The organism is Candidatus Enterococcus testudinis, assembly GCF_002140915.1.
GTDB classification, from domain to species: domain Bacteria; phylum Bacillota; class Bacilli; order Lactobacillales; family Enterococcaceae; genus Enterococcus_D; species Enterococcus_D testudinis.
In genome coordinates, this window is sequence record NZ_NGKU01000001.1 from 914,697 (window position 1) to 936,540 (window position 21,844).

Annotated in this window: 16 protein-coding genes and 1 pseudogene; 14 read left to right on the forward strand and 3 right to left on the reverse strand. The window is 39.5% G+C overall.

Annotated features, from left to right (window positions below; genetic code table 11):
* Positions 1 to 152 precede the first annotated feature (152 nt).
* From A5886_RS04425 to A5886_RS04440, 4 genes are all read left to right on the forward strand, one after another.
* Positions 153 to 1,199 carry a hypothetical protein gene (locus tag A5886_RS04425; protein WP_086273823.1) on the forward strand — a complete coding sequence of 349 codons (1,047 nt, stop codon included), beginning with the start codon at positions 153 to 155 and terminating at the stop codon, positions 1,197 to 1,199.
* A gap of 223 nt (positions 1,200 to 1,422) precedes the next feature.
* Positions 1,423 to 2,259 carry a BglG family transcription antiterminator LicT gene (gene licT, locus A5886_RS04430; protein WP_086273824.1) on the forward strand — a complete coding sequence of 279 codons (837 nt, stop codon included), beginning with the start codon at positions 1,423 to 1,425 and terminating at the stop codon, positions 2,257 to 2,259.
* A gap of 107 nt (positions 2,260 to 2,366) precedes the next feature.
* A complete protein-coding gene (locus tag A5886_RS04435) occupies positions 2,367 to 4,232 on the forward strand; it encodes a beta-glucoside-specific PTS transporter subunit IIABC (protein WP_086273825.1) in 1,866 nt (621 codons plus the stop codon).
* Between the two features lie 19 nt (positions 4,233 to 4,251).
* Positions 4,252 to 5,691 carry a 6-phospho-beta-glucosidase gene (locus tag A5886_RS04440; protein ID WP_086273826.1) on the forward strand — a complete coding sequence of 480 codons (1,440 nt, stop codon included), beginning with the start codon at positions 4,252 to 4,254 and terminating at the stop codon, positions 5,689 to 5,691.
* A 55-nt stretch (positions 5,692 to 5,746) separates the two neighbouring features.
* Here the strand turns inward: A5886_RS04440 and A5886_RS04445 are convergent, their stop codons facing one another.
* Complete coding sequence (locus A5886_RS04445; protein WP_086273827.1) at positions 5,747 to 7,477, reverse strand: sensor histidine kinase; 1,731 nt, start codon at positions 7,475 to 7,477, stop codon at positions 5,747 to 5,749.
* Positions 7,474 to 8,997 (reverse strand): response regulator, encoded by a 1,524-nt coding sequence (locus A5886_RS04450; RefSeq protein WP_086273828.1) that lies wholly within the window; start codon positions 8,995 to 8,997, stop codon positions 7,474 to 7,476. Before A5886_RS04450 ends, A5886_RS04445 begins: the two co-directional genes overlap by 4 nt.
* Before the next feature lie 170 nt (positions 8,998 to 9,167).
* On the opposite strand from A5886_RS04450, the gene A5886_RS04455 reads away from it, so the two are divergent.
* The 4 genes and pseudogenes from A5886_RS04455 (at position 9,168) to A5886_RS04470 (ending at position 14,423) form a co-directional block, all read left to right on the forward strand.
* Positions 9,168 to 10,457: an ABC transporter substrate-binding protein gene (locus A5886_RS04455; protein ID WP_086273829.1), complete on the forward strand. Its 1,290-nt coding sequence runs from the start codon at positions 9,168 to 9,170 to the stop codon at positions 10,455 to 10,457.
* A gap of 61 nt (positions 10,458 to 10,518) precedes the next feature.
* Positions 10,519 to 11,394, forward strand: coding sequence for a carbohydrate ABC transporter permease (locus A5886_RS04460; RefSeq protein ID WP_086273830.1), 876 nt, complete (start codon positions 10,519 to 10,521; stop codon positions 11,392 to 11,394).
* A gap of 2 nt (positions 11,395 to 11,396) precedes the next feature.
* Positions 11,397 to 12,212 (forward strand): annotated as a pseudogene (locus A5886_RS04465) (carbohydrate ABC transporter permease); the annotation flags it as partial.
* Between the two features lie 27 nt (positions 12,213 to 12,239).
* Positions 12,240 to 14,423: an alpha-galactosidase gene (locus A5886_RS04470; RefSeq protein ID WP_086273832.1), complete on the forward strand. Its 2,184-nt coding sequence runs from the start codon at positions 12,240 to 12,242 to the stop codon at positions 14,421 to 14,423.
* Positions 14,424 to 14,512: 89 nt separating this feature from the next.
* Here the strand turns inward: A5886_RS04470 and A5886_RS04475 are convergent, their stop codons facing one another.
* Complete coding sequence (locus A5886_RS04475) at positions 14,513 to 15,457, reverse strand: AraC family transcriptional regulator (protein ID WP_086273833.1); 945 nt, start codon at positions 15,455 to 15,457, stop codon at positions 14,513 to 14,515.
* Between the two features lie 115 nt (positions 15,458 to 15,572).
* On the opposite strand from A5886_RS04475, the gene A5886_RS04480 reads away from it, so the two are divergent.
* The 6 genes from A5886_RS04480 to A5886_RS04505 all read left to right on the forward strand — a co-directional run bounded on the left by A5886_RS04480 (position 15,573) and on the right by A5886_RS04505 (position 21,838).
* Complete coding sequence (locus A5886_RS04480; protein ID WP_256926142.1) at positions 15,573 to 16,856, forward strand: ABC transporter substrate-binding protein; 1,284 nt, start codon at positions 15,573 to 15,575, stop codon at positions 16,854 to 16,856.
* A gap of 76 nt (positions 16,857 to 16,932) precedes the next feature.
* Positions 16,933 to 17,799, forward strand: a complete 867-nt coding sequence (locus tag A5886_RS04485; RefSeq protein WP_086273835.1) for a carbohydrate ABC transporter permease — start codon at positions 16,933 to 16,935, stop codon at positions 17,797 to 17,799.
* Positions 17,796 to 18,677 carry a carbohydrate ABC transporter permease gene (locus A5886_RS04490; RefSeq protein ID WP_086273836.1) on the forward strand — a complete coding sequence of 294 codons (882 nt, stop codon included), beginning with the start codon at positions 17,796 to 17,798 and terminating at the stop codon, positions 18,675 to 18,677. Before A5886_RS04485 ends, A5886_RS04490 begins: the two co-directional genes overlap by 4 nt.
* Positions 18,678 to 18,687: 10 nt before the next feature.
* Entirely contained in the window at positions 18,688 to 20,958 is a 2,271-nt protein-coding gene (yicI, locus tag A5886_RS04495; protein ID WP_086273837.1) for an alpha-xylosidase, read from the forward strand.
* Positions 20,959 to 21,293: 335 nt separating this feature from the next.
* Positions 21,294 to 21,569, forward strand: coding sequence for a (4Fe-4S)-binding protein (locus A5886_RS04500; protein WP_086273838.1), 276 nt, complete (start codon positions 21,294 to 21,296; stop codon positions 21,567 to 21,569).
* On the forward strand, positions 21,566 to 21,838 hold the full coding sequence (locus A5886_RS04505) for a GNAT family N-acetyltransferase (RefSeq protein WP_086273839.1): 273 nt from the start codon (positions 21,566 to 21,568) through the stop codon (positions 21,836 to 21,838). Before A5886_RS04500 ends, A5886_RS04505 begins: the two co-directional genes overlap by 4 nt.
* The last annotated feature ends 6 nt before the right edge of the window (positions 21,839 to 21,844 follow it).

Below are 21,844 nucleotides of genomic sequence, written 5' to 3' on the forward strand. Positions count from 1 at the left end.
TCAAGTGATATGAGCATAAATCGCCGAAAAATCATAATAATATGCTTACATTTAAAAACACTTACAAAAACATAGTTATAAGCAAGTTAATTGATAAAAAAACATCCTGTTGTTAAACTGTGGGTATCATAAAGAAACAGGAGGAAGGAAAAATGAAAAGAGGATTTAGAAATTATTTAGGCGCAGATGAGCGTGAGGCAGGCTATAATTTGTCTTGGGGATCAATTTTTGCAGGGGTTGTTACATTTATTGCACTCTTTATGACATTGTCGTTGATTGGTTCCGCAATTGGCTTTGGGATGGTTGAACCAACGTCAAATGACCCATTGGATGGCGTCGGTACTGGATTGATCATTTGGACGATTGTGACCTTCGTATTGGCATTGTTTGGTGCCGGCTTTGTGTCAGGTGTTTCAGCAAGACGGATCGGCTTGGTGCATGGGTTCTTAACATGGGCAACCAGTATGATCGTGATGGTAGTTATGTTGTCTTACTTAGCGGTTGGGGCATTCTCATTGGTTGGTTCATTACTTGGAAACATCGGTTCAGCAGTTGGCAGCACAGTGGAAAACGTGGCCAGCGGTACCGCAGATGTCGCTTCAAAAGCGTTTGATGAAATCACTGGCAATATGGGGGATATCAACACGGATGAGTTGCAAGCCAATGTCAATGATGTCTTAGAAGATACGGATGTAGCTGAATTGCAACCAGATTACTTACAAAATCAATTGTCAGATGCAACAGATGAGATCACAGAAGCTGGGAAGGAAATTGCAACGAATCCAGAAAATGCGGATCAAATTATTGAAGATTTAGGCACAAAATTACAAGATCGCGCAACAACGATTGGTGATTCTGTTGATGAAGAAGCCATTTCAAATGCAGTGGCCCAAAATACTGATTTGAGCCAACAAGAAGCAGATGAAGCGACAAAAAATATCGTAGATGGCTTGCAAAAAGCATCAGATGAAGCACAACAACAAATCGAAACAGCGCAACAAAATCTTGAAGATGCAAAACAAGAAATTGATCAAGCAATCGAAGATGCTCGTCAAACGGCTGATGAAGCCAGCGACACAACAGCACAAGCATCTATTTGGGGCTTTGTAGCTATGGTATTAGGTCTTGCTTTAACTTCACTTGGTGGCATGGTTGGTGCCAACTTAGTGAAAACAGCAGATCATGAAAACCGTATGTAATTCATTGAAAATAACATTATAGTACGAATAAAGTTGATTCGAAACATCATCATGGGATGACATTGTTGTCATAGACATGATGATGTTTTTTTACTTTAATAGAAATGTTTTATTGACGGGTATGAACACACATGCTACACTTGCTCTGAGGATTGTTACCGCTTTATGTGGGCTATACCTATTTTTTGTGTATAAATCTAAAAAAAAGAATAGGATTGTAAGTATGAATGTAACAAAAGTGATCAATAACAACATTGTGATCTCTGAGAATGATGACCATCAAGAATTGGTTGTCATGGGCAAAGGGCTAGGTTTTAAGAAAAAACCTGGGGATACGATCGATGAGGCCAAAATCGAAAAAGTGTATCTCAGTACACAAGAATGGAATGTCACAAAACTAACGCAGTTACTTTCGTCAATACCGATCGAACACATTCAAGTTGCGAATGAAATCATTAGTTTCGCCAAAGTTTCTTTAGGGAAAAAATTGAGTGAAAACTTATTTCTGACGTTGACCGACCATATCAACTATGCTATCGAGCGCTATCAGAATGGAATGGAAATCAAAAACGCGCTCTTATGGGAGATCAAACGATTTTATAATCATGAATTCCTGATCGGAAAAGAAGCGTTATCGATCATTAATCATCGTTTACACATTGAATTACCGGAAGATGAAGCCGGATTCATTGCATTGCATATCGTAAATGCAGAACTAGATATGGCACAAGTCAGTCAAGTCTCTGAAATGGCTAAGATTATTCAACATGTATTGAATATTGTGAAATACCATTTCTCAATGGAACTTGATGAATATTCATTGAATTATGAGCGATTTGTGACACATCTTAAGTTTTTTGTTCAACGGCTTTTCAGTGGGACAAAACTGGATGATGCGGGAACAAGCAGTTTTATTTTCATGTTAAAAGAAAGATATATGAAAGAATATGCTTGTGCTTTAAAAATCAGCGCATATATCAACAAAGAATTTGGTCGACCATTAGAAGAAGATGAATTGATCTATCTAACGATTCATATCAAACGAATAACTAGTGAATAGGATTGTTACTGGCTTGCCAGGCTATACCTAAACAAATGCCGATAGGGGTTTGTTTAGGTATTTTTTTATGTTTATACAGATAATTTGAACAATAGGAGGAAGAAGAAATGAATTACAAAGATTTGGCCCAAACGATTATCAATCAAGTGGGAGGAGAAGAAAATATACAAGGATTGACACATTGCGCAACGAGATTACGGTTTAATTTGAAGGATGATCAAAAAACCTCTGAAGAAATCTTGAAAAGTACACCTGGTATTATGGGGGTTGTTAACAAAGGTGGACAATATCAAATTATTATCGGCAGTGATGTTGGAAATGTGTATAAGGAAATCACCAACCAAACCAATTTAACAAATGAACAGCCATCAGAAGAGGATGATCGTGGTAGAGTGGCCAAAATCATAGATACGATCACTGGTATCTTTACACCAATTTTACCTGCGATAACGGCAGCAGGAATGTTAAAGGCTGTCTTATCTTTGCTTGTCGTATTTAATGTATTAACGGCAGAGAGTCAAAGTTATCAGATTTTGAACTTTATGGCAGATGCTGCATTTTATTTCTTACCCATTTTACTTGCTGCTTCGTCCGCACAGAAATTCAAAACAAATATGTACCTAGCAATGATGTTGGGAGGAATTTTACTGCATCCGAACTTTGTTGCAATGGTCACTGCTGTAAAAGAGAGTGGTGAAGGCATCTTTTTATTTGGTTTGCCAATTTCACCAGTAACGTATTCTTCTTCAGTTATTCCAATCATTTTAAGTGTTTGGTTCATGTCATATGTGGAACCAGTCGCTGATCGTATTTCACCGAAGGCAATCAAATTCTTTAGCAAACCGTTGCTGACGATTTTCGTAGTTGGTGCAGTAGCGCTTGTTGCTTTAGGGCCTCTAGGCTATATCATCAGTGAAACGATCTCTACTGGGATCAAAGCATTGGAAACAGTCAGCCCATGGATCGTTCCATTGTTGATAGGTGCATTTACACCTTTATTTGTTGCAACAGGTACCCATTATGGTTTGGTACCAATCGGCATCAACAATCGTATGACAACAGGATATGATACAGTGATCTATCCCGGCATGCTTGCTTCTAATGTGAGTCAAGGTGCGGCTGCGATAGGTGTTGGAATTAAATCCAAGGATTCGACTATCAAACAATTGGCTTTTTCAGCTGGATTAACAGGTTTGTTTGGTATCACTGAACCTGCGTTATATGGGGTTAACCTGCGATTCAAGACCCCTCTATACGCTGCAATGATCGGTGGCGGTTTCGGTGGTTTGTTTATGGGAATCATGCGTGTTAAAAACTTTTCAGGCGGATCGCCTGGTTTGTTAACTTTACCAAGTTATATTGGAGATGACACACTTTCTCATTTGATCAACGCGGGTATAGGGGCAGCAATTAGTATTGTGATCACGTTTGTTGTGACGCTTGTTTTATACAAAGACCCTGCAACGTCAACCATAGAAGAAAGTGCTGTAACTGAAGATAAATTAGCACATAATTTCAGCAGTGCAGAAATCAAAGCACCTTTAACAGGAGAGTTGAAAAGTTTGAAAAAAGTAAATGATGGGATGTTCTCTGAAGAAATTTTGGGTCACGGTATTGCCATTGAGCCAACAGAAGAGCATGTATTTGCGCCATTTGATGGAATCGTGACAGCAATCTTCGATACAAAACATGCAATTGGGTTGACCAGTAAAGATGGTATTGAATTATTGATTCATGTTGGCATCGACACAGTGAAGTTAAATGGTGAAGGTTATCAGTATCATGTTGTAAAAGGACAAGAAGTCCATACAGGAGAGCGGTTGATCACATTTGATCGGCAATTTATTCAAGAGCAAGGGTATCAAGTCATCACACCAATCGTCATTACGAATAGTGCAGAAGTTGGTGATATTTTAATTGCCAATGAGGGACCAATCGTAAACGGTGAACAAATCATAAAAATCATTGGTTAATAAAAAAGGAGTGTAGACAGTGGGATTTCCGGATAATTTTTTATGGGGCGGCGCGACAGCTGCCAATCAATGTGAAGGTGGATATAATCAAGGGGGCCGAGGACTTGCTAACGTCGATGTCATTCCGACGGGACCTGACCGGAGGGCGGTGATTACGGGCAAAAGAAAAATGCTGAACTTTGATGACGAGTATTTTTATCCAGCTAAGGATGCAATAGATATGTATACGCATTTCAAAGAAGATATCGCACTCTTTGCTGAGATGGGATTTAAGACATATAGGCTCTCAATTGCTTGGTCACGGATTTTCCCAAACGGCGATGAAGAAGTGCCAAATGAAGAAGGCCTACAATTTTATCAAGATATTTTTCAAGAATGTCATAAATTTAATATTGAACCCCTTGTGACCATTACACACTTTGACTGTCCAATTCACTTAATCAAAGAGTATGGGGGATGGCGCAATCGAAAAATGATTGGGTTTTATGAAAAACTGTGTCGGACTTTATTTACACGTTACCAGGGGCTAGTGAAATATTGGTTGACCTTTAATGAAATCAATATGATTTTACATGCACCATTTTTAGGCGCTGGTTTAACGTTTGAACATGGGGAAAATGAAGAACAAATCAAGTATCAAGCTGCGCATCACGAATTAGTCGCTAGCGCTATTGCTACTAAAATTGCCCATGAGATTGATCCACAAAACCAAGTAGGCTGTATGCTGGCAGCAGCTAGTTATTATCCATATAGTTGTAACCCTAAAGATGTATGGGAAAGCAAGCAAAGCGATCGAGGCAACTACTTTTTTATTGATGTTCAATCGAGAGGGGTGTATCCGCCCTATGCAAGGAAGATGCTCGCAAAAAAAGGAATCAAGATTGAACAAACAAAAGAAGATCTTGAAATTATAAAGGCCCACACTGTGGATTTCATTTCCTTTTCTTACTATGCGTCACGTGTTGCTGCTTCTGAAGATTCAAATGTACAAAAAACAGAGGGGAATCTTTTCCCAACCATCAAAAATCCATATTTAGAATCATCTGAATGGGGATGGCAAATCGATCCATTGGGTTTAAGAATCACGATGAATGATTTGTATGATCGGTACCAAAAGCCGCTGTTTATCGTTGAGAACGGATTAGGTGCTGTGGATATACCAGATGAAAATGGAATCGTGAACGACGATTATCGTATTGCTTATTTAAGAGCCCATATCAAAGCAATGAAAGACGCTATCGATGAAGATGGTGTTGTGCTGCTTGGTTACACTTCATGGGGATGTATCGATTTAGTTTCAGCGGGAACCGGTGAAATGAAGAAACGTTATGGGTACATTTATGTTGATCGTGATAATGAAGGTCGAGGAACATTGGAACGTGGGAGAAAGAAATCATTCTATTGGTATAAGCAAGTTATAGCAAGCAATGGTGAAAAACTGTCATGTAATGAACTTTGAATATAAAATAGTGGAAAAACTCTCTCTACAAGATTCGTAGAGGGAGTTTTATCTGTTATTCAGCTTTTTTCTTATCAAAACTTTCAGAATCCGTCATCCGTGTGATTGGCAGCAGCAGAACAACTGTCGTGCCTTCATTCAAAGAAGAATGAACGGTCAGCCCAAAGCTAGGTCCGTATAATAATTTGATCCGTTGATCAATATTATCCAGTCCAATGCCAGAGTAATGATCGAACTGATGCTGTTTGTGCTGTGTATCCGCTTCGGTAAAGCCCACACCGTTATCGATGATCTCAATGACCAATCCGGCTTTGGTGATACGAGAGAAAATCTGGATATATCCCGTATCTTCGGCTGGAAAGGCGTGGAGATAGGCATTTTCGATAATCGGTTGCAAAATCATTTTCGGGACCAAGATTTCCTCGGTGCCTTCATCAGAGAAAATGGAAGACTGGATCCGTTCACCATACCGGACATTCATCAATATAAAGTATTCTGCCACAATCGCCAATTCATCGTTGAAAGGCACGATTTCTTCTCGTTTGAAGGTATGGCGCAGCAATTGGACAAAGCTATCGATGGCTTGCGTGGCCTTTTCTTGTTCGTTTTGCCAAATCAAGAACTTGATGGCGGTCAATGTGTTATAGACAAAATGGGGTTGTATCTGCATTTGCAGCGAGCGAATCTCAAATTTGCGTTTTTCGGCTTCTGTGACCATTAAATGATCGACATAAGACGCAAGGTCTTCTAGCATCAAATTATAGGCTCGTCCCAATTCACGGGTTTCATAAGTTCCAGAAAGGGTGACTTGTTCACTGAAATCACCTTGCGTGACCGCCGGGATTTTATCGATCAATTGGTAAATCGGATGGGTGATCTTGCGAATAAACCAAAAGGCAAATAAACTGAAGAGTAAAATACTAAACAACGAAATCAAAACAGCCGGTTGGATCAACCGCATATTCCGGACCAAATGACTCTCGTCCAATACGTCATATAAGGTAAATTGATAGGAATATAAGGACAATTGATTGACACTGATGGCAGGTTTTTCAGCCACCAAAGATTGATTGAACGCTTCGCCAAGATAGTTCTTTTTTGACGTGGACAAGATCTCGTTGTCACTATTGACGATATAGATCGAATGCAGACTGGTATCCAGCAATTGCTGATAAATCGATGCAAAATCAACTTCCTTAAGGAAAATCAACGCATACCCAAAAATCGTATCATTCTTGATCAACTTTCTAACGTACATCAAGCCGGGATACTCTGCCGTTGATGTACTCATTCCTTGATCGAGAAAATAATACTGACTAATGGCTGGATTGTCATTGATTTCTTGCGCAAAGCTGCTGGACAAAAAGGCATCCACTGATTGATTTCGTACCGCATCATTTTGGAAAAATGTCCGGCCGTTGACACCAATCAAAACCAAATTTGAGGGAATATCTTGAAAGAGTGAACGGGTATCTTGCAGTTGCTCATTCAATTCCAAAATCGTTCGGCCTTGATTCAGCTCTCCTTTCAGGTAATTCTCGACGGCTTTGCTCTCGTCGACGATCTCAAAGATACGGTTGATATTGTCATTCAAGCGTTCGTAATCTTCTTGGATCTTTTCCAGAAGCAATGTATTAGAACTTTGATAGGAAGCAACATAGGCATCTTTTGAGCGACTGTAAATCACCAGCACCGTCAATAAACAGACACTGATGACGCCCACCACAACAAAAAGAAAAATCCGACTAAACAGCTCATTTTTTTTGATCCAATTGGTCCATTTCATAATTGATTCATCCGCCGGTATTTAGAGGGAGTCACTTGGAATTCTTTCTTAAAGATTCTCGAAAAATAGCTGATATCAGAATAGCCCACTGCTTCACTGATCTCAGATAAATTAAAATCAGATTGTACCAAGAGTTCCTTGGCTTTCTCTAGGCGAATATTCTTTAAATAGTCAGAAAAGCTCATTTTCAATTTGGCTGAAAGAAAGGCTGACAAATAGGTATAGCTGAAATGGAAGGTGTCTGCCAATTCAGAAAGTGACAAGCTTTTTGTATAATTGTCTTGGATAAAGCGTTGGATCGCGACGAGCAAATCATCTTCATCCATCGGTGCCAAAGGTGTCAGTTGTTGCCGAATAGCCTCGATCGTCCCTAAGAGCAGATCCGAGAAGTCTTCTAAGTAACGCACAGCAGCAACGTCTCGTAAGAAAGTATGTTTGATCTGACTGAAGGCAGGCTCAGTCGGGAATTCTTCTTCTAGACGGGACAATAAGGTATAGAAAATACTACCGGCTTGTTGTTTCAAGAAGACTGGATCGACATTGGATAAAATCATTTCGTTGAAATAGTCTTCGATACGAGTGATGCCTAACAAAAAATTGTTATCTAATAACGCCCGCAAGAACTTCTTGGTGTCAAAGCGCTCACTGGCAATATAAGGGAACAATTCTGGTTCCAAAACCAACCGTTGCCGCTTATAAAAGAAATGTTGGCCGCGGCTTTTTTCTTTCAACTGTAAGAAGCGTTCACGCAACTGCTCGATGTCTTGAAAGGCGCGACTCAAAGAAAAAAAAGCCTCAGCTTCAGTATAGGTCAAAGTGGTGATACAGGCTCTTAGTTGAGGCAAAAAAAGGTGGTCCACCGGAAAAGCGATCAAGAGACCTGCATCATGGTTACTGGTTCGAAAAGGCAAGGCTGTCAATGCATCATCGTCTTCTGTAAATTCTTTAAGCGCTTGGAAGAGTTGTTGATTGGTATGAAAGTAACGTAAATTTGTATACAACAGACAAAACCGGTGTGTACGTGTATTACGTGCAAAATAGGCGTCGATCGTTGCGAGATGTTCTTCGTAACCGGCTAAATAGCGGTTTAACGTTTCTTGTATATGCGCTTCTTCAGAGATCGTTCCTTGCCGATGACTGATTTTTTTTGATAGTTTATGTAAAGCTGCCAGCAAGGATGTCGGCGTTAACGTCGGTTTCAATAAATAATCAAGTGCCCCATTTTTGAAAGACTGACTGACGTAATCAAAGTCATCGTAGCTGCTCAATACCAAAAAATGAATGTCTGGATATTGTTGTTGAATAATATTCGTTAATTGAATGCCATCCATTTGTGGCATTTTCAAATCAGTAATGACGATATTTGGCCGTAATTGTTTGATTTTGTGCAAAGCTTCTTGCCCATTTGACGCTTCACCCAACAAGCGAAAACCCGCCTGCTCCCAACGGATCATATGTTTTAAGCCATCACGAATCGTTGCCTCATCATCCACCAATAAGACAGTATGTAGAATATCCATTGTATTCCCCCCTATTCCTCTATTCTAATATAAACGCTTTCAAAAAAGATAGCCATTGGTAAATTTTTTCTTTTTTTGGACAATTTTAGTAAGCTCTTTCAAGGTTATTGAATGCGGTTGCAGATTCGATGTATAGTGAGCATGTAATAAATAAGGAAAGAGGGATAGAAATGAAAAAATTGATAACTTCTATTGTAACGGCGGCAGCGCTTTTGACATTGGCAGCTTGTGGCAGCAGTTCATCCAGCTCCGGGGATTCAGATAGTGGTTCAGATAAAATCACCGTCTGGGCGTGGGACGAAACCTTTAATATCAAGGCAGTCAATGAAGCGAAGAAAGTCTACGAGAACCAAGATGTCGATGTGGAAGTGGTAACGATGTCTCAAGATGATATCGTTCAAAAATTAAATACTAGTTTGGCTTCAGGCAATACCGATGGCTTACCGAATATCGTCTTGATTGAAGACTATCGGATCCAAGGGTATCTGTCATCGTATCCAGATGCGTTCAGTGATTTAACGGACATCGTCAATGAAGATGATTTCTCAAGTTACAAATTTGCAGTCAACAAAGTGGACGATGTCATTTATGGTGTACCATTTGACAGTGGCGTTGCCGGGTTATTCTATCGCACGGATTACTTAGCAGATGCAGGCTATGAAGCAGCAGATCTTGAAGACATCACATGGGATGATTTCATCCAAATCGCCAAAGATGTCAAAGAAAAAACAGGGCACCCAATGATGTCATTAGACCCAAGTGATTTAGGTTTGGCCCGCATTATCATGCAATCAGCTGGTGAGTGGTATACCGGTGAAGATGGTACGACTGTGACCATCAAAGACAATGAATCCTTCAAAGCTGGTCTGAACGTTTTAGCGACATTGTTGAATGAAGGTTTGGTTGAGCAAGTGTCTGATTGGGACGGCGGCGTGAATGCAGTGCAATCAGGCAACACGGCATCCGCACCAACTGGCGCATGGTATTCAAGCACGATCCAAGGTGCCGAAGACCAAAGTGGCAACTGGGCGATTGCACCGATTCCATCAATTGCCGGCGACAGCAATTCAGTCAATGCATCAAGTATCGGTGGTGCTGGTTGGTATGTGATCAAAGGTGTTGACGGAGAAGACAATGCCAAAGACTTCTTATCGAATACATTTGCCACTAACAAAGAATTGATGGGGACATTGGCGACAGAAATCGGCTTAGTCTCTACAATGAATGCAGCAGAAGAAACAGAAGAATATACATCAGGATTAGATTTCTACGGCGGTCAAAAAGTCTTCCAAGATTTCTCACAATGGTCACAAGAAATTCCTGCTGTAAATTATGGCAACCATACCTATGCAATCGAATCTGTGTTGACAGAAAGCTTGCAACGGGTCATTAATGGCGAAGATATTGACAAAGTATTAGAAGATGCACAATCACAAGTCGAAGCACAGATTGCAAACTAATCGAACAACTTTGCAGAAACTCGTGAGAAATCGCGAGTTTCTGTGTTAAGGAGGAATCACAATGAAAAATAAATCAAAAAATTGGTTTGCCAATGGCAATGCATTTATCACATTACCAGTGATTTTGATCACAGCATTGGTCTTTATCCCGATGATCTCAGCATTATTTACATCGTTCCAATCAGGTACGCCAACAGCGATGACCTTTAATGGTTTGGGAAATTATCAACGTATGATGAGCGACTCAACCTTCAAAAAGGCCTTTGGCAATACCTTCCTATACTTATTGGTCCAAGTACCGATCATGCTGTTTTTGGCATTGGTCGTATCGAACATATTGAACGACAAAAAGCTAAAATTCAAAGGCTTGTTCAGAACGGCATTGTTCTTGCCTTGTATCACATCTTTGGTTTCGTATTCTTTGATCATGAAAAGTTTGTTCTCGGCTAATGGTTTGGTGAATAATTTCTTGACCCAGATCAATGTCATCGACGCACCGATCCAATGGTTGACCGATCCTTTTTGGGCCAAAGTCTTGATCATTTTCGCCATCACATGGCGTTGGACCGGCTACAATATGATTTTCTTCATTTCCGGCATGCAAAATATTGAACCTAGTATTTATGAAGCAGCAGAAATCGACGGCGCAACAAAGTGGGATCAGTTTTTCAAAATCACGATTCCCAATTTGCGACCAATTATTCTTTTCACAACGATCACATCAACGATTGGTACATTGCAATTATTTGATGAAGTCCAAAACATCACAGGCGGCGGTCCAGCAAATGCGACAACGACATTGTCTCAATATATCTATAACTTGAGCTATAAATTTACACCTAACTTTGGTTATGCCGCAGCAGTTTCCTTTGTGATCGTGATTGCGATTGTTATCTTGTCTATCATTCAAACCAAAATAGGAGGGAAAGAAAATTGAAAACTTTATCGCTGACACTTAAATATCTCTTTTTGGCTATTTTGGCCTTCATTTCGATTTTTCCTTTTGTTTGGATGATCTTAGGGATGACCAACCAAACATTTGATATTGTTGCTGGGAAAATAATGATTGGTGACCAATTGGTGATCAACTTCCAAAATCTCTTTGCATCAGATTTGAACTTTACTCGTGCTTTAGGCAACTCAGCCGTGATTGCGGTGATCACAACGGTCTTTGCGCTCTTGTTTTCTTCGATGGCAGGCTATGGGTTTGAGATCTATCGCACCAAGACCAAAGATCGAATCTTCAATATTTTATTACTATCTATGATGGTGCCATTCGCCGCATTGATGATTCCTTTGTATCGCATGTTCAGCAAATTAAGTGGGACACCGATCGGCATCAATACGTTTGCAGTCGTGATCTTGCCTTCTGTTTGTACAGCATTCTTGATTTTCTTCTTCCGTCAGAATATCAAAGCATTTCCTAAAGAATTGGTGGAAGCAGCGAGAATCGATGGGTTGAATGAGCTGAATATTTTCTTGAGAGTCTATATGCCAACAGCCAAAAACACCTATGCAGCAGCTGCCATCATCACCTTTATGAACAGCTGGAACAATTATTTATGGCCATTGGTGGCATTACAATCGCCAGATAAGCGGACGGTACCATTGGTGTTGTCAGCTATGGGTGCTTCTTATACACCTGACTATGGCATGATGATGTGCGGTATCGTGATTGCCACATTGCCGACAGCCATTATTTTCTTCGTCTTGCAAAAACAATTTGTTCAAGGCATGCTGGGTTCGGTGAAATAAACAATAATCAATAAAAGAGGGAAAACGATGATTACATTTGATCAAACAAAAGGTACCTTTCATTTAAGTAATGGACAGATCAGCTATGTGATGCAGATCGAAGATGGCGGCAACCTTGCCCATATCTATTATGGCAAACAATTGGCGGACTATTCAGGAGGCTATCGTTATCCACGCGTAGACCGATCATTTTCACCCAATCCGCCTGATAGTACGGATCGCTTATTCTCGTTAGACACGTTGATGATGGAATTTCCGGGCAATGGTTTTGGCGACTTTCGTGAAGCAGCTTATGATATTCGACATAACGATGGCAGCCATGTCACACATTTTGTATATCAAGAGCATCAAATTATGCAAGGAAAGCCGTCCATAGCTGGTCTGCCGCAAACCCATGGTGAGGCAGAAGCGATTGAAACATTGTGTCTATCATTGGTGGATGAAACGGCTAAAGTAGAGTTGAAATTGTTTTACTCGATTTTTGCAGATACTGCGGCCATCGTGCGCTCCAGCCAATTGATCAACCATCATGAAGCGCAAGTAAGCATCGAACAATTTGCCAGCCAGTCATTGGATTTTCCCAATCGTCCGTTAGACTTGATCCATCTCCACGGTGCATGGGCTAGAGAACGGCAAATCACCCGTGAACCTATCCAGATTGGCACCAAACGGTTAGACAGCAAGCGAGGCGCTAGTAGTCATCAGCAAAATCCATTTAGTATTGTGGCTGACCCGCAAACAACGGAAAACCAAGGAGAATGCTTTGGCTTCAGCCTCTTGTACAGCGGCAGTCACGAAACGATCATCCAGCGCGATCCCTACCAGCAGACCAGAGTCGTGATGGGGATCAATAGTTACCATTTCAATTGGCAACTCAATCATGGGGAAGTCTTTCAAGCACCTGAAGTTGTGATTGCTTATAGTGACCAAGGATTGAATCAACTCTCGCATGTCTATCACAATTTTTATGATCAGCATCTGATTCGTGGTACTTACAAAAATCAGGAACGGCCAATCTTGATCAACAATTGGGAAGCCACTTACTTTGATTTCAATGAAGACAAATTGGAGCAGCTAGTTTCAGAAGCCAAAGACTTAGGCATCGAATTATTTGTCCTTGATGATGGCTGGTTTGGCAAGCGAGAAGACGATCGGACTTCTCTTGGCGATTGGGTGGAAAATGAAGGAAAATTGGCTTCTGGTCTTGCCGGATTTGCCAACAAGGTCAAAGACAAAGGCATGCAATTCGGCTTGTGGCTTGAACCAGAAATGATGTCAGGCGACAGTGATTTATACCGTGCCCATCCAGAGTGGCGCTTAGAAGTACCAAATCGACAACCGTCATTGAGCCGCAGTCAATACGTGCTAGATTTTTCACGACAAGATGTCCGCGATCATATCTATCGTCAATTACAGGACCTATTCGATCGTGTGCCAATCGATTACATCAAATGGGATATGAACCGCAATATGTCTGATGTCTATTCGCTGTTATTGGCGCCAGCACAGCAGGGAGAAGTCGCCCATCGCTATATGTTAGGGCTATACGACTTTTTGGAAACACTGACCACTACTTACCCACATATTTTATTTGAAGGCTGCTCTGGCGGGGGAGGACGTTTCGATGCAGGGTTCTTATACTATATGCCGCAAATCTGGACCAGCGACAATACCGATGCGATTGCACGGTTGAAGATCCAGTATGGTACTAGTTTGGTTTATCCACCATCGACCATGGGTTCTCATGTATCGGCAGTGCCCAACCATCAAACCCACCGCAATACCGATCTTTCGATTAGAGGCCATGTGGCGATGTCTGGATTATTGGGCTACGAATTAGACTTGACACAATTGTCAACAGAGGAAAAAGCAGTGATTACAGAGCAAATCAGTTTCTACAAAAAACACCGCAGATTACTGCAATTCGGTACATTTGTGCGTTTGCTCAGTCCTTTTGACGGCAATGATACGGCGTGGATGTACATCTCCAAAGACCAATCAGAAGCCTTAGTGTTTTATTTCCGTGTATTGGCTGAAGCCTCGGCACCATTTGTCACGTTGAAGCTGCAAGGATTGGCTGCTGAAAAGCAATATGAGTCTGACTATGGGGTGATTGGTGGCGATGAATTGATGCAAATGGGGATCTATATCGATCCGCATTTGGCAGGGGATTATGTGTCTCAGATGATTCATTTTAAAGTGATTGAGTAAAAGTTGGTTGAATGAAGTAAAAAAAAGAAAGACAAGATCAAAGGCAAAGCTTTTGGTGCTTGTTTTTCTTTTTTATTTCTTGCGTTGATTTACAAACTAGTAACATTACTAGGTCTCTTTCGATAGTCCGAAGGGGTCAGACTGGTCTCTTTTTTAAAGACAATTGTGAAATAATTCGCATCGTCAAATCCCGTTTCAAGAGCGATATCAATAATCTTTAAATGCGTATTCAATAAGAGATATTCAGCTTTTTTGATCCGCATCTGATTTAAGTATGTAAAAAATGAAACCCGGAAATTCTTTTTAAAGAATCGGCAAAAATGCTCTTTACTATAACCTATATGCATACTTATTTCCTCAAGTGTAATATGACTTTTATAGTTTTCTTCTATATACAATAGCGTCTTTTTGCATTTATAGGAGTTTAGATAGCTTTTGCTATCTTGAATATTTTTATTCCCGCTTATTTGAGACGTATTTGATAAAACTGCTTGAAAGAAAATATAGAGATTTGATTTTAAGGAAAGCTCGTATAAAGGCGCTTTAAGGGCAAACAAATCAATGATTTTGATCACGCTTCCTTGAATATCTTGATAAAATGCGTTCTTTTCATGAAAATACATGGCAGGTTGATTGATATTTTGAAAGAGCGGGTCAAAATAAGATTGTTGAATATGATCAGTTACACGGCTTTCAATAAATGATTTATCAAATACAATCGCAAAAAAAGCACACGGACTTTCTTGATCATGCATTGCTTCATGAAGTAGATTCGATGGAATGTATAGGATATCTCCGGCTTTTACTTTGAAAGATGTCTCTTCTATATTGACAATCATACGCCCTCGACAAATGTACAAAATTTCTAGTTCTCGATGCCAATGCTTATGTATCATATTTTTTTGACCACTTTGATGATTGGTGAAATGAACAGCGATGGGAAATAGACTATCGCCATGTTCAGTTATCTCTTTCAAAGTGGTATCAATATCGTTTTCATTTGGATTTGGGGTGAAAATATATTTTTTTTGCACACGAATCTTCCTCTCTCATATCAATATAATAAGGTATTATGATTAAAATAGCGATTACATTTGGTATTAAATATCAATATAATCTATTTGTAGTATAAACCAAAGGAGGAAAATGATGAAAACGAAAATGGTGTTTAGATCAATAGTTTTGTGTATGTCTTTGGGACTAATGAGTGGTTGTGGGAACAACGAGAATGATGCATCTGGTGATGGAGGTTTGACATTGGAAGTATTCAATATAAAAACCGAAACTGCAGAGCAAATGGATAATCTTGTGAAAAGCTTTGAAGAAAGTCATCCTGATATCAAAATTAACATGACTACTGTCGGTGGTGGGACGGATGCGACTGCTGCTATGCAATCCAAATTTTCTTCAGGAGATGAGCCAGATATCTTTATGCTCGGCGGACTAGCGGATACGCAAACATGGGAACATAAATTATATGATCTAAGTGATACGGATCTAGCGAAAAATGCGATAGAAGGTACCCTTGAAGGGGCCACATTGAATGATATTCACTATGGGGTACCGATGAATATTGAAGGCTATGGATGGTTGATCAATAAAGACATATTTGAAGAAGCAAATATAGATAGTTCTACTTTGGATACTTATGAGGGTCTAAAGACTGCCGTTGAGGCACTAGATCAAAAGAAAGAAGAATTAGGATTATCGGGTGTATTTGGGTTTAGTGGTGGTGAAACATGGGTAGACAGTCAATTTAGTTCGAATTTTTTTGCACCTGAATTTAATGACAGTTTAGGTGAGACATATGAAGCAACAGAATTAAAATTGACTTATGCAGAAACGATGAAAAACTACCTTGATTTAGCCATCAAATATAACGCTCAGCCCTTAGAATCAATGGACTATAGTACATCTGTTGAGGAACTATTTGCAGGTGGTAAAGTGGCAATCATTCATCAGGGAAATTGGATTGTACCGACTTTGAATAGTTTAGATGAATCTTTTTCTAAAGAGAAGCTATCGATTGTTCCTATGACAGTTGAGTCAGAAGGGGAAAGCAAAATCGTTGCTGGTCCGGCTTGGTTTTGGGGTGTAAACAAAGACAAGGATCAAGAGGTTATTGATGCATCGATCGAATTTTTAACTTGGATGTATACAGATGAAGAGGCGATGGATGCAATCATCAACGACTTCGAATTTATACCGGCCTATACGAATTTCTCAAGTGATGCAATAACGGATCCACTTTCAAAAGAAATTTATACGTATCTCAGTGATGGTCGCACAGTTCCTTGGGTACACAATTCTTATCCAGATGGATATGGTCAAAATGTGTTCGGCGTAAATCTTCAAGCCTATGCAGCAAATCAACTTTCATGGTCTGACTTTACAGATGTGTTAAAGACGAGCTGGGCAGAAGAACGAAAATAATGGTATGTGGCTAGATAAGTATAAAGAACAACTTCTCTAGCCATATTCTTCAGAAAAAAACATGAGGGGGATGCACATGTTAACAAATCGTTCAAAATCATTTTGGTTATTATTAACACCTGCATTGATTGGCTTGATCGTTGTATTGTTTATACCATTAATTACAGGTGGCTATTATTCTTTAACTGATTGGAATGGCAATACGGTTGGCTCTTTTATCGGATTAGAAAATTATTTGCGGGCGTTTAAAGATAAAGCATTCATAGACAGTTTGCTGTTTACTGCTAAATTTTCAATTTATAGTGTCTTATTGATCAATATCATTGCCTTGTTACTTGCGACATTAGTGACACAAAAACTAGGTAAGTGGACAACGTTGTTTCGAACTATTTTCTTTATGCCCAATTTAATTGGCGGAATCATTTTGGGTTTTATCTGGCAATTTATTTTTAATAAAGCATTCGAAAGTATTGCGGAAGTGACAGGGTTGACATTTTTCGAAGGCTGGTTAAATACGCCAGAGACTGGATTCTGGGGATTGGTTATATTATTTGTTTGGCAAATGAGCGGGTATATGATGCTGATTTATATTTCTTTTCTGAACAATATTCCAGAAGAAATACTTGAAGCTGCGGATATGGACGGTGCCAACCCATTTCAAATTTTCTTTCGCATCAAACTACCTATGTTGATGCCTGCATTCACAGTCACATTGTTTTTAACGCTCTCAAATGCCTTCAAAATTTATGATCAGAATTTAGCCTTAACGCAAGGGGGACCGTATAATTCAACACAAATGGCTGCGATGAATATATATAACGAGGCATTTTCTATGCGTAAGATGGGCTATGCTCAATCGAAGGCTGTTATTTTCTTAGTGATTATTGTCATTATTTCCATTGTTCAGATATCTATGACCAGGAGAAAGGAGATCAGTGCATGACGAATCAAACGATTGAACCCAAACATGCAGCAGTTCAAAAGAGAACAGGCGTGAATAGAAAAAGAAAAAACAGAAAAAAATGTATCATTATTTTGTCCGGCATACTTATTGCACTTCTCTGGTTTTATCCTTTCTTTCTTATATTTATTAACTCGTTTAAGTCAAAAGCAGAAATTTTTCAAAATACATTGACTTTACCTAAGCAACTCTCATTTGTGAATTATGGTGAAGCGCTAGATAAGTTAGACTTTGTAAGAAGTGCTGCAAACTCATTGATCATAACAATAGGATCCTTGATACTCATTGTATTTGTTTCATCAATGGCAGCTTATGCACTTTCAAGAAATACTAGTCGAATCAGTAGTTTTATTTATTTCATTATCGCTATCGGTCTCTTGATACCCTTTCAAGGAATAATGATTCCTTTGATATCGTTGTTTGGTAAGGTAAGTATGCTGAACAGACCAGGATTGATGATCATGTATTTAGGATTAGCGACAAGTATGTCCACATTTCTTTATTATGGTGCATTAAGAGGAATTCCAAAGTCATTAGATGAAGCAGCAGTAATCGACGGGGCGAATACGTTTCAGATTTATTGGAAAGTCATCTTTCCTTTGCTCTCACCAACGACAGTGACAGTCATTGTGTTGAATGCACTTTGGTTTTGGAATGATTATCTACTTCCTTCTTTAAGCGTAAACAAAGAAGGCATGTATACCATTCCCCTCAAAATGTTTTATTTCTTTGGAGAGTTCAACAAGCAATGGCATTTAGCTTTGGCCGCTTTGGTCATCGTTGTTCTACCAATTATCATCTTATTTATTATATTACAAAAATACGTAGTAAAAGGCATTTCTGACGGTGCTGTGAAGTAGGAGGAAAAAAATGAAGTTTACAAATGGCTATTGGCTAGCAAAAGAAGGATATGATATTCAACATCCACAAAATATCTATGACGCGACTGTAAAAGATGAACAATTGAAAGTATATGCACCTTACAAGAACATTCACAGAAGAGGCGACACATTAAATATTGGTTTATCAACAATCACGTTTGATTCACCAAGAAATGATGTGATACATGTTGAGATTGTCCATCACGACAGAGAAAATAAAGGACCACATTTTTTTGTTGCATCAAGTGAAGTAGACCAGGAAGTATATATGAAAGACGAGGATACGTATTGCTTCAGAGCAGGAGATTTAGAGGCAAGAATGAGTATGAACGATCTTTTTCAGATTGACTTTTATGGGGAAGGAAATCTTTTAACGTCATCATTGCCAAAAGGTCAAGCGCTGATAACAGATCTAAATGGCAAGCATTATATGAGAGAGCAATTAACGCTGGATCCGTATGAATTTGTCTATGGTTTAGGAGAACGATTTACACCTTTTATCAAGAATGGCCAGTCCGTTGATATATGGAATCAAGACGGAGGAACTGGGAGTGAGCAAGCGTATAAAAATATTCCATTTTATTTAACAAATCATGGGTACGGAGTATTTGTAGATCATTCCGAAAAAGTTTCGTTTGAAATAGGCTCTGAAAATGTCTCTCGTACACAATTTAGTGTTGAGGGAGATCGTTTAAATTATTATGTTATCTATGGACCTGATATGAAAAGCATATTAAACAAATATACGGACTTAACTGGGAAACCAGCTTTACCACCTGCGTGGTCTTTCGGGTTGTGGTTGTCCACCTCATTTACCACGGACTATAGTGAAGAAACAGTGCTATCTTTTATAGAAGAAATGCAAGCGCGAGATATTCCATTTGATGTATTTCATTTTGATTGTTTTTGGATGAAAGAATTTGAATGGTGTGGTTTTGAGTGGAACAAAGCGTTATTTCCAGATCCGAAAAGATTGATCGACAAAATTCATGAAAAAGGAAAAAAGGTTTGTCTATGGATAAACCCTTATATAGGACAAAAAGCTTCTGTTTTTCAAGAATGTAAAGAAAAAGGCTACTTCATCAAAGACAAACACCAAGAAGTATGGCAGTGGGATCTTTGGCAAGCTGGACAAGGCATCATAGACTTTACAAATCCAGAAGCAAGGGCATGGTATAAAGGAAAACTAGTTGAATTGATAGAATTGGGTGTAGATTCATTCAAAACAGATTTTGGTGAGCGGATACCTACCGATGCTGTTTATTATGACGGATCAGATCCAGAGAAGATGCATAACTACTACGCCTATCTATATAATGAGCTGGTGTTTGAGGTGTTACAAGAATTACGGCCAAATGATGCTGTTGTCTTTGCACGGGCAGCTAGTGTTGGCTCGCAAAAATTCCCTGTTCATTGGGGCGGAGATAATTTATCAGAATATCCTTCAATGGCTGAGTCTTTAAGGGGCGGATTGTCTTTTGTTTTATCGGGCTTTGGCTATTGGAGCCATGATATAGGCGGTTTTGAAGAGAGCGCTTCTCCGGATTTATACAAACGATGGACCCAATTTGGTTTATTGTCTACCCACAGTCGTTACCATGGCAATGTTGAATACCGTGTTCCTTGGCGATTTGGTGAGGAAGCAGCGTTAGTCAGTCAAACGTTTTCCAAACTAAAAAATGGCTTGATGCCTTATATTTATCGCCAAGCTGTAGAAACGTCAAAAAGTGGTATACCATTGATGCGTCCAATCATGTTAGAATATCCCGAAGATTATACAACGTATATGATCGATAAACAGTATATGTTTGGTGAGAACCTCTTAGTTGCACCTATTTTCAATGAAGAAGGAGATACACCATTCTATTTGCCAGAAGGAACCTGGACCAATTTTCTTGATAATCAGGTGATTTCTGGGCCTAAGTGGGTCCGAAATCAATATGATTACTTTCATATGCCTTTATTTGCAAAACAAAATGTTCTGATTATCGAAGGATTGACGCAAAGCACGGCATCCTATAATTATGCCAAAGACCTACTTGTTCATGCATTTGAAATTACGAAACAAGTGACCGAAGAAGTGTATGACAAGCACGGGCATTATGCTGGGGCCATTACCATATCTCCGAATGATCAAGGGTATGATATTTCTGTCGAACAGTTAGAAAACGTGCGTGTACTGTTTAGAAACAAAAAATTACCCGATGGTGAGCCACATGATTTAGGTACCGTAGTAACCATAAAATCATCCGAGAAGTAGATGCCAATGATGATAAATACCAATACCATGTGATAGATGTCAACGACAAAATCGAATGGGCCAACCTTTGTTTTGTTTGCAGAGATCGTTTGCCGTTTTTAACAATGAGAAAAGAATCCATATTTGTACAGTAAATGCTGGTCTATACAACAGTTCAGGCATCCAAAAATAAAGAACATGTCAGGACGAAATAGGTCTTAACTTTCTGTCAGCCTATTCTAGATATTAGATCGAGACCAGTTCATCCATCCTAGGTCTTCTTTGTTCTTTTGTCCATAAAGCGGTATGATAGATGTAACGTATGTTCAGGTTTGAACAATAAAGGAGTGGAGAAGATGGACGGACATTTATTAGCAGGTACCCCCGTCACAGAAGATACATTATTGGCAGGTGGATACCGGAAATATATTGGAGAAACAATCGATGTTTATTACAATAAGGAACTTTGTATCCATAGCGGCAATTGTGTGAAAGGGAATGCGGCTGTATTTGAGGTAGGTCGTAGACCATGGGTCATACCGGACAACGGCGAAGCCCCACAAGTTGCTCAAGTCATCAACACCTGTCCCAGCGGCGCATTAAAATTCATTAAAAAGGAGCAAGCAGAATGAACATCATCGAAGAAAAAAATCGTTTTGTGTTAAAAGACGGCGACAAAGAAATTGGTGAAATGACCTGGTCTGATGCAGGAACACAGCGGATGATCATAGACCATACCTTTGTCGATCCAAGCTATCGCGGTCAAGGATTGGCCGAAAAACTTGTCGCCAAGGGCGTAGAGAAAGCGCGAACGGAAGGGAAAAAAATCATTCCCTTATGCCCATTCGCAAAGAAAGAGTTTGATCGCAAACCAGCATATGCAGATGTATTGAATCAATAATCAATG

Excerpts from the sequence above, each read along its gene's own strand:
- A5886_RS04425 (WP_086273823.1), top strand. The coding sequence starts at position 153 with ATGAAAAGAGGATTTAGAAATTATTTAGGCGCAGATGAGCGTGAGGCA.
- licT (WP_086273824.1), top strand. The coding sequence starts at position 1,423 with ATGAATGTAACAAAAGTGATCAATAACAACATTGTGATCTCTGAGAAT.
- A5886_RS04435 (WP_086273825.1), top strand. The coding sequence starts at position 2,367 with ATGAATTACAAAGATTTGGCCCAAACGATTATCAATCAAGTGGGAGGA.
- A5886_RS04445 (WP_086273827.1), bottom strand. The coding sequence starts at position 7,477 with ATGAAATGGACCAATTGGATCAAAAAAAATGAGCTGTTTAGTCGGATT.
- A5886_RS04450 (WP_086273828.1), bottom strand. The coding sequence starts at position 8,997 with ATGGATATTCTACATACTGTCTTATTGGTGGATGATGAGGCAACGATT.
- A5886_RS04455 (WP_086273829.1), top strand. The coding sequence starts at position 9,168 with ATGAAAAAATTGATAACTTCTATTGTAACGGCGGCAGCGCTTTTGACA.
- A5886_RS04460 (WP_086273830.1), top strand. The coding sequence starts at position 10,519 with ATGAAAAATAAATCAAAAAATTGGTTTGCCAATGGCAATGCATTTATC.
- A5886_RS04470 (WP_086273832.1), top strand. The coding sequence starts at position 12,240 with ATGATTACATTTGATCAAACAAAAGGTACCTTTCATTTAAGTAATGGA.
- A5886_RS04480 (WP_256926142.1), top strand. The coding sequence starts at position 15,573 with ATGAAAACGAAAATGGTGTTTAGATCAATAGTTTTGTGTATGTCTTTG.
- A5886_RS04485 (WP_086273835.1), top strand. The coding sequence starts at position 16,933 with ATGTTAACAAATCGTTCAAAATCATTTTGGTTATTATTAACACCTGCA.
- A5886_RS04490 (WP_086273836.1), top strand. The coding sequence starts at position 17,796 with ATGACGAATCAAACGATTGAACCCAAACATGCAGCAGTTCAAAAGAGA.
- yicI (WP_086273837.1), top strand. The coding sequence starts at position 18,688 with ATGAAGTTTACAAATGGCTATTGGCTAGCAAAAGAAGGATATGATATT.
- A5886_RS04500 (WP_086273838.1), top strand. The coding sequence starts at position 21,294 with ATGGACGGACATTTATTAGCAGGTACCCCCGTCACAGAAGATACATTA.
- A5886_RS04505 (WP_086273839.1), top strand. The coding sequence starts at position 21,566 with ATGAACATCATCGAAGAAAAAAATCGTTTTGTGTTAAAAGACGGCGAC.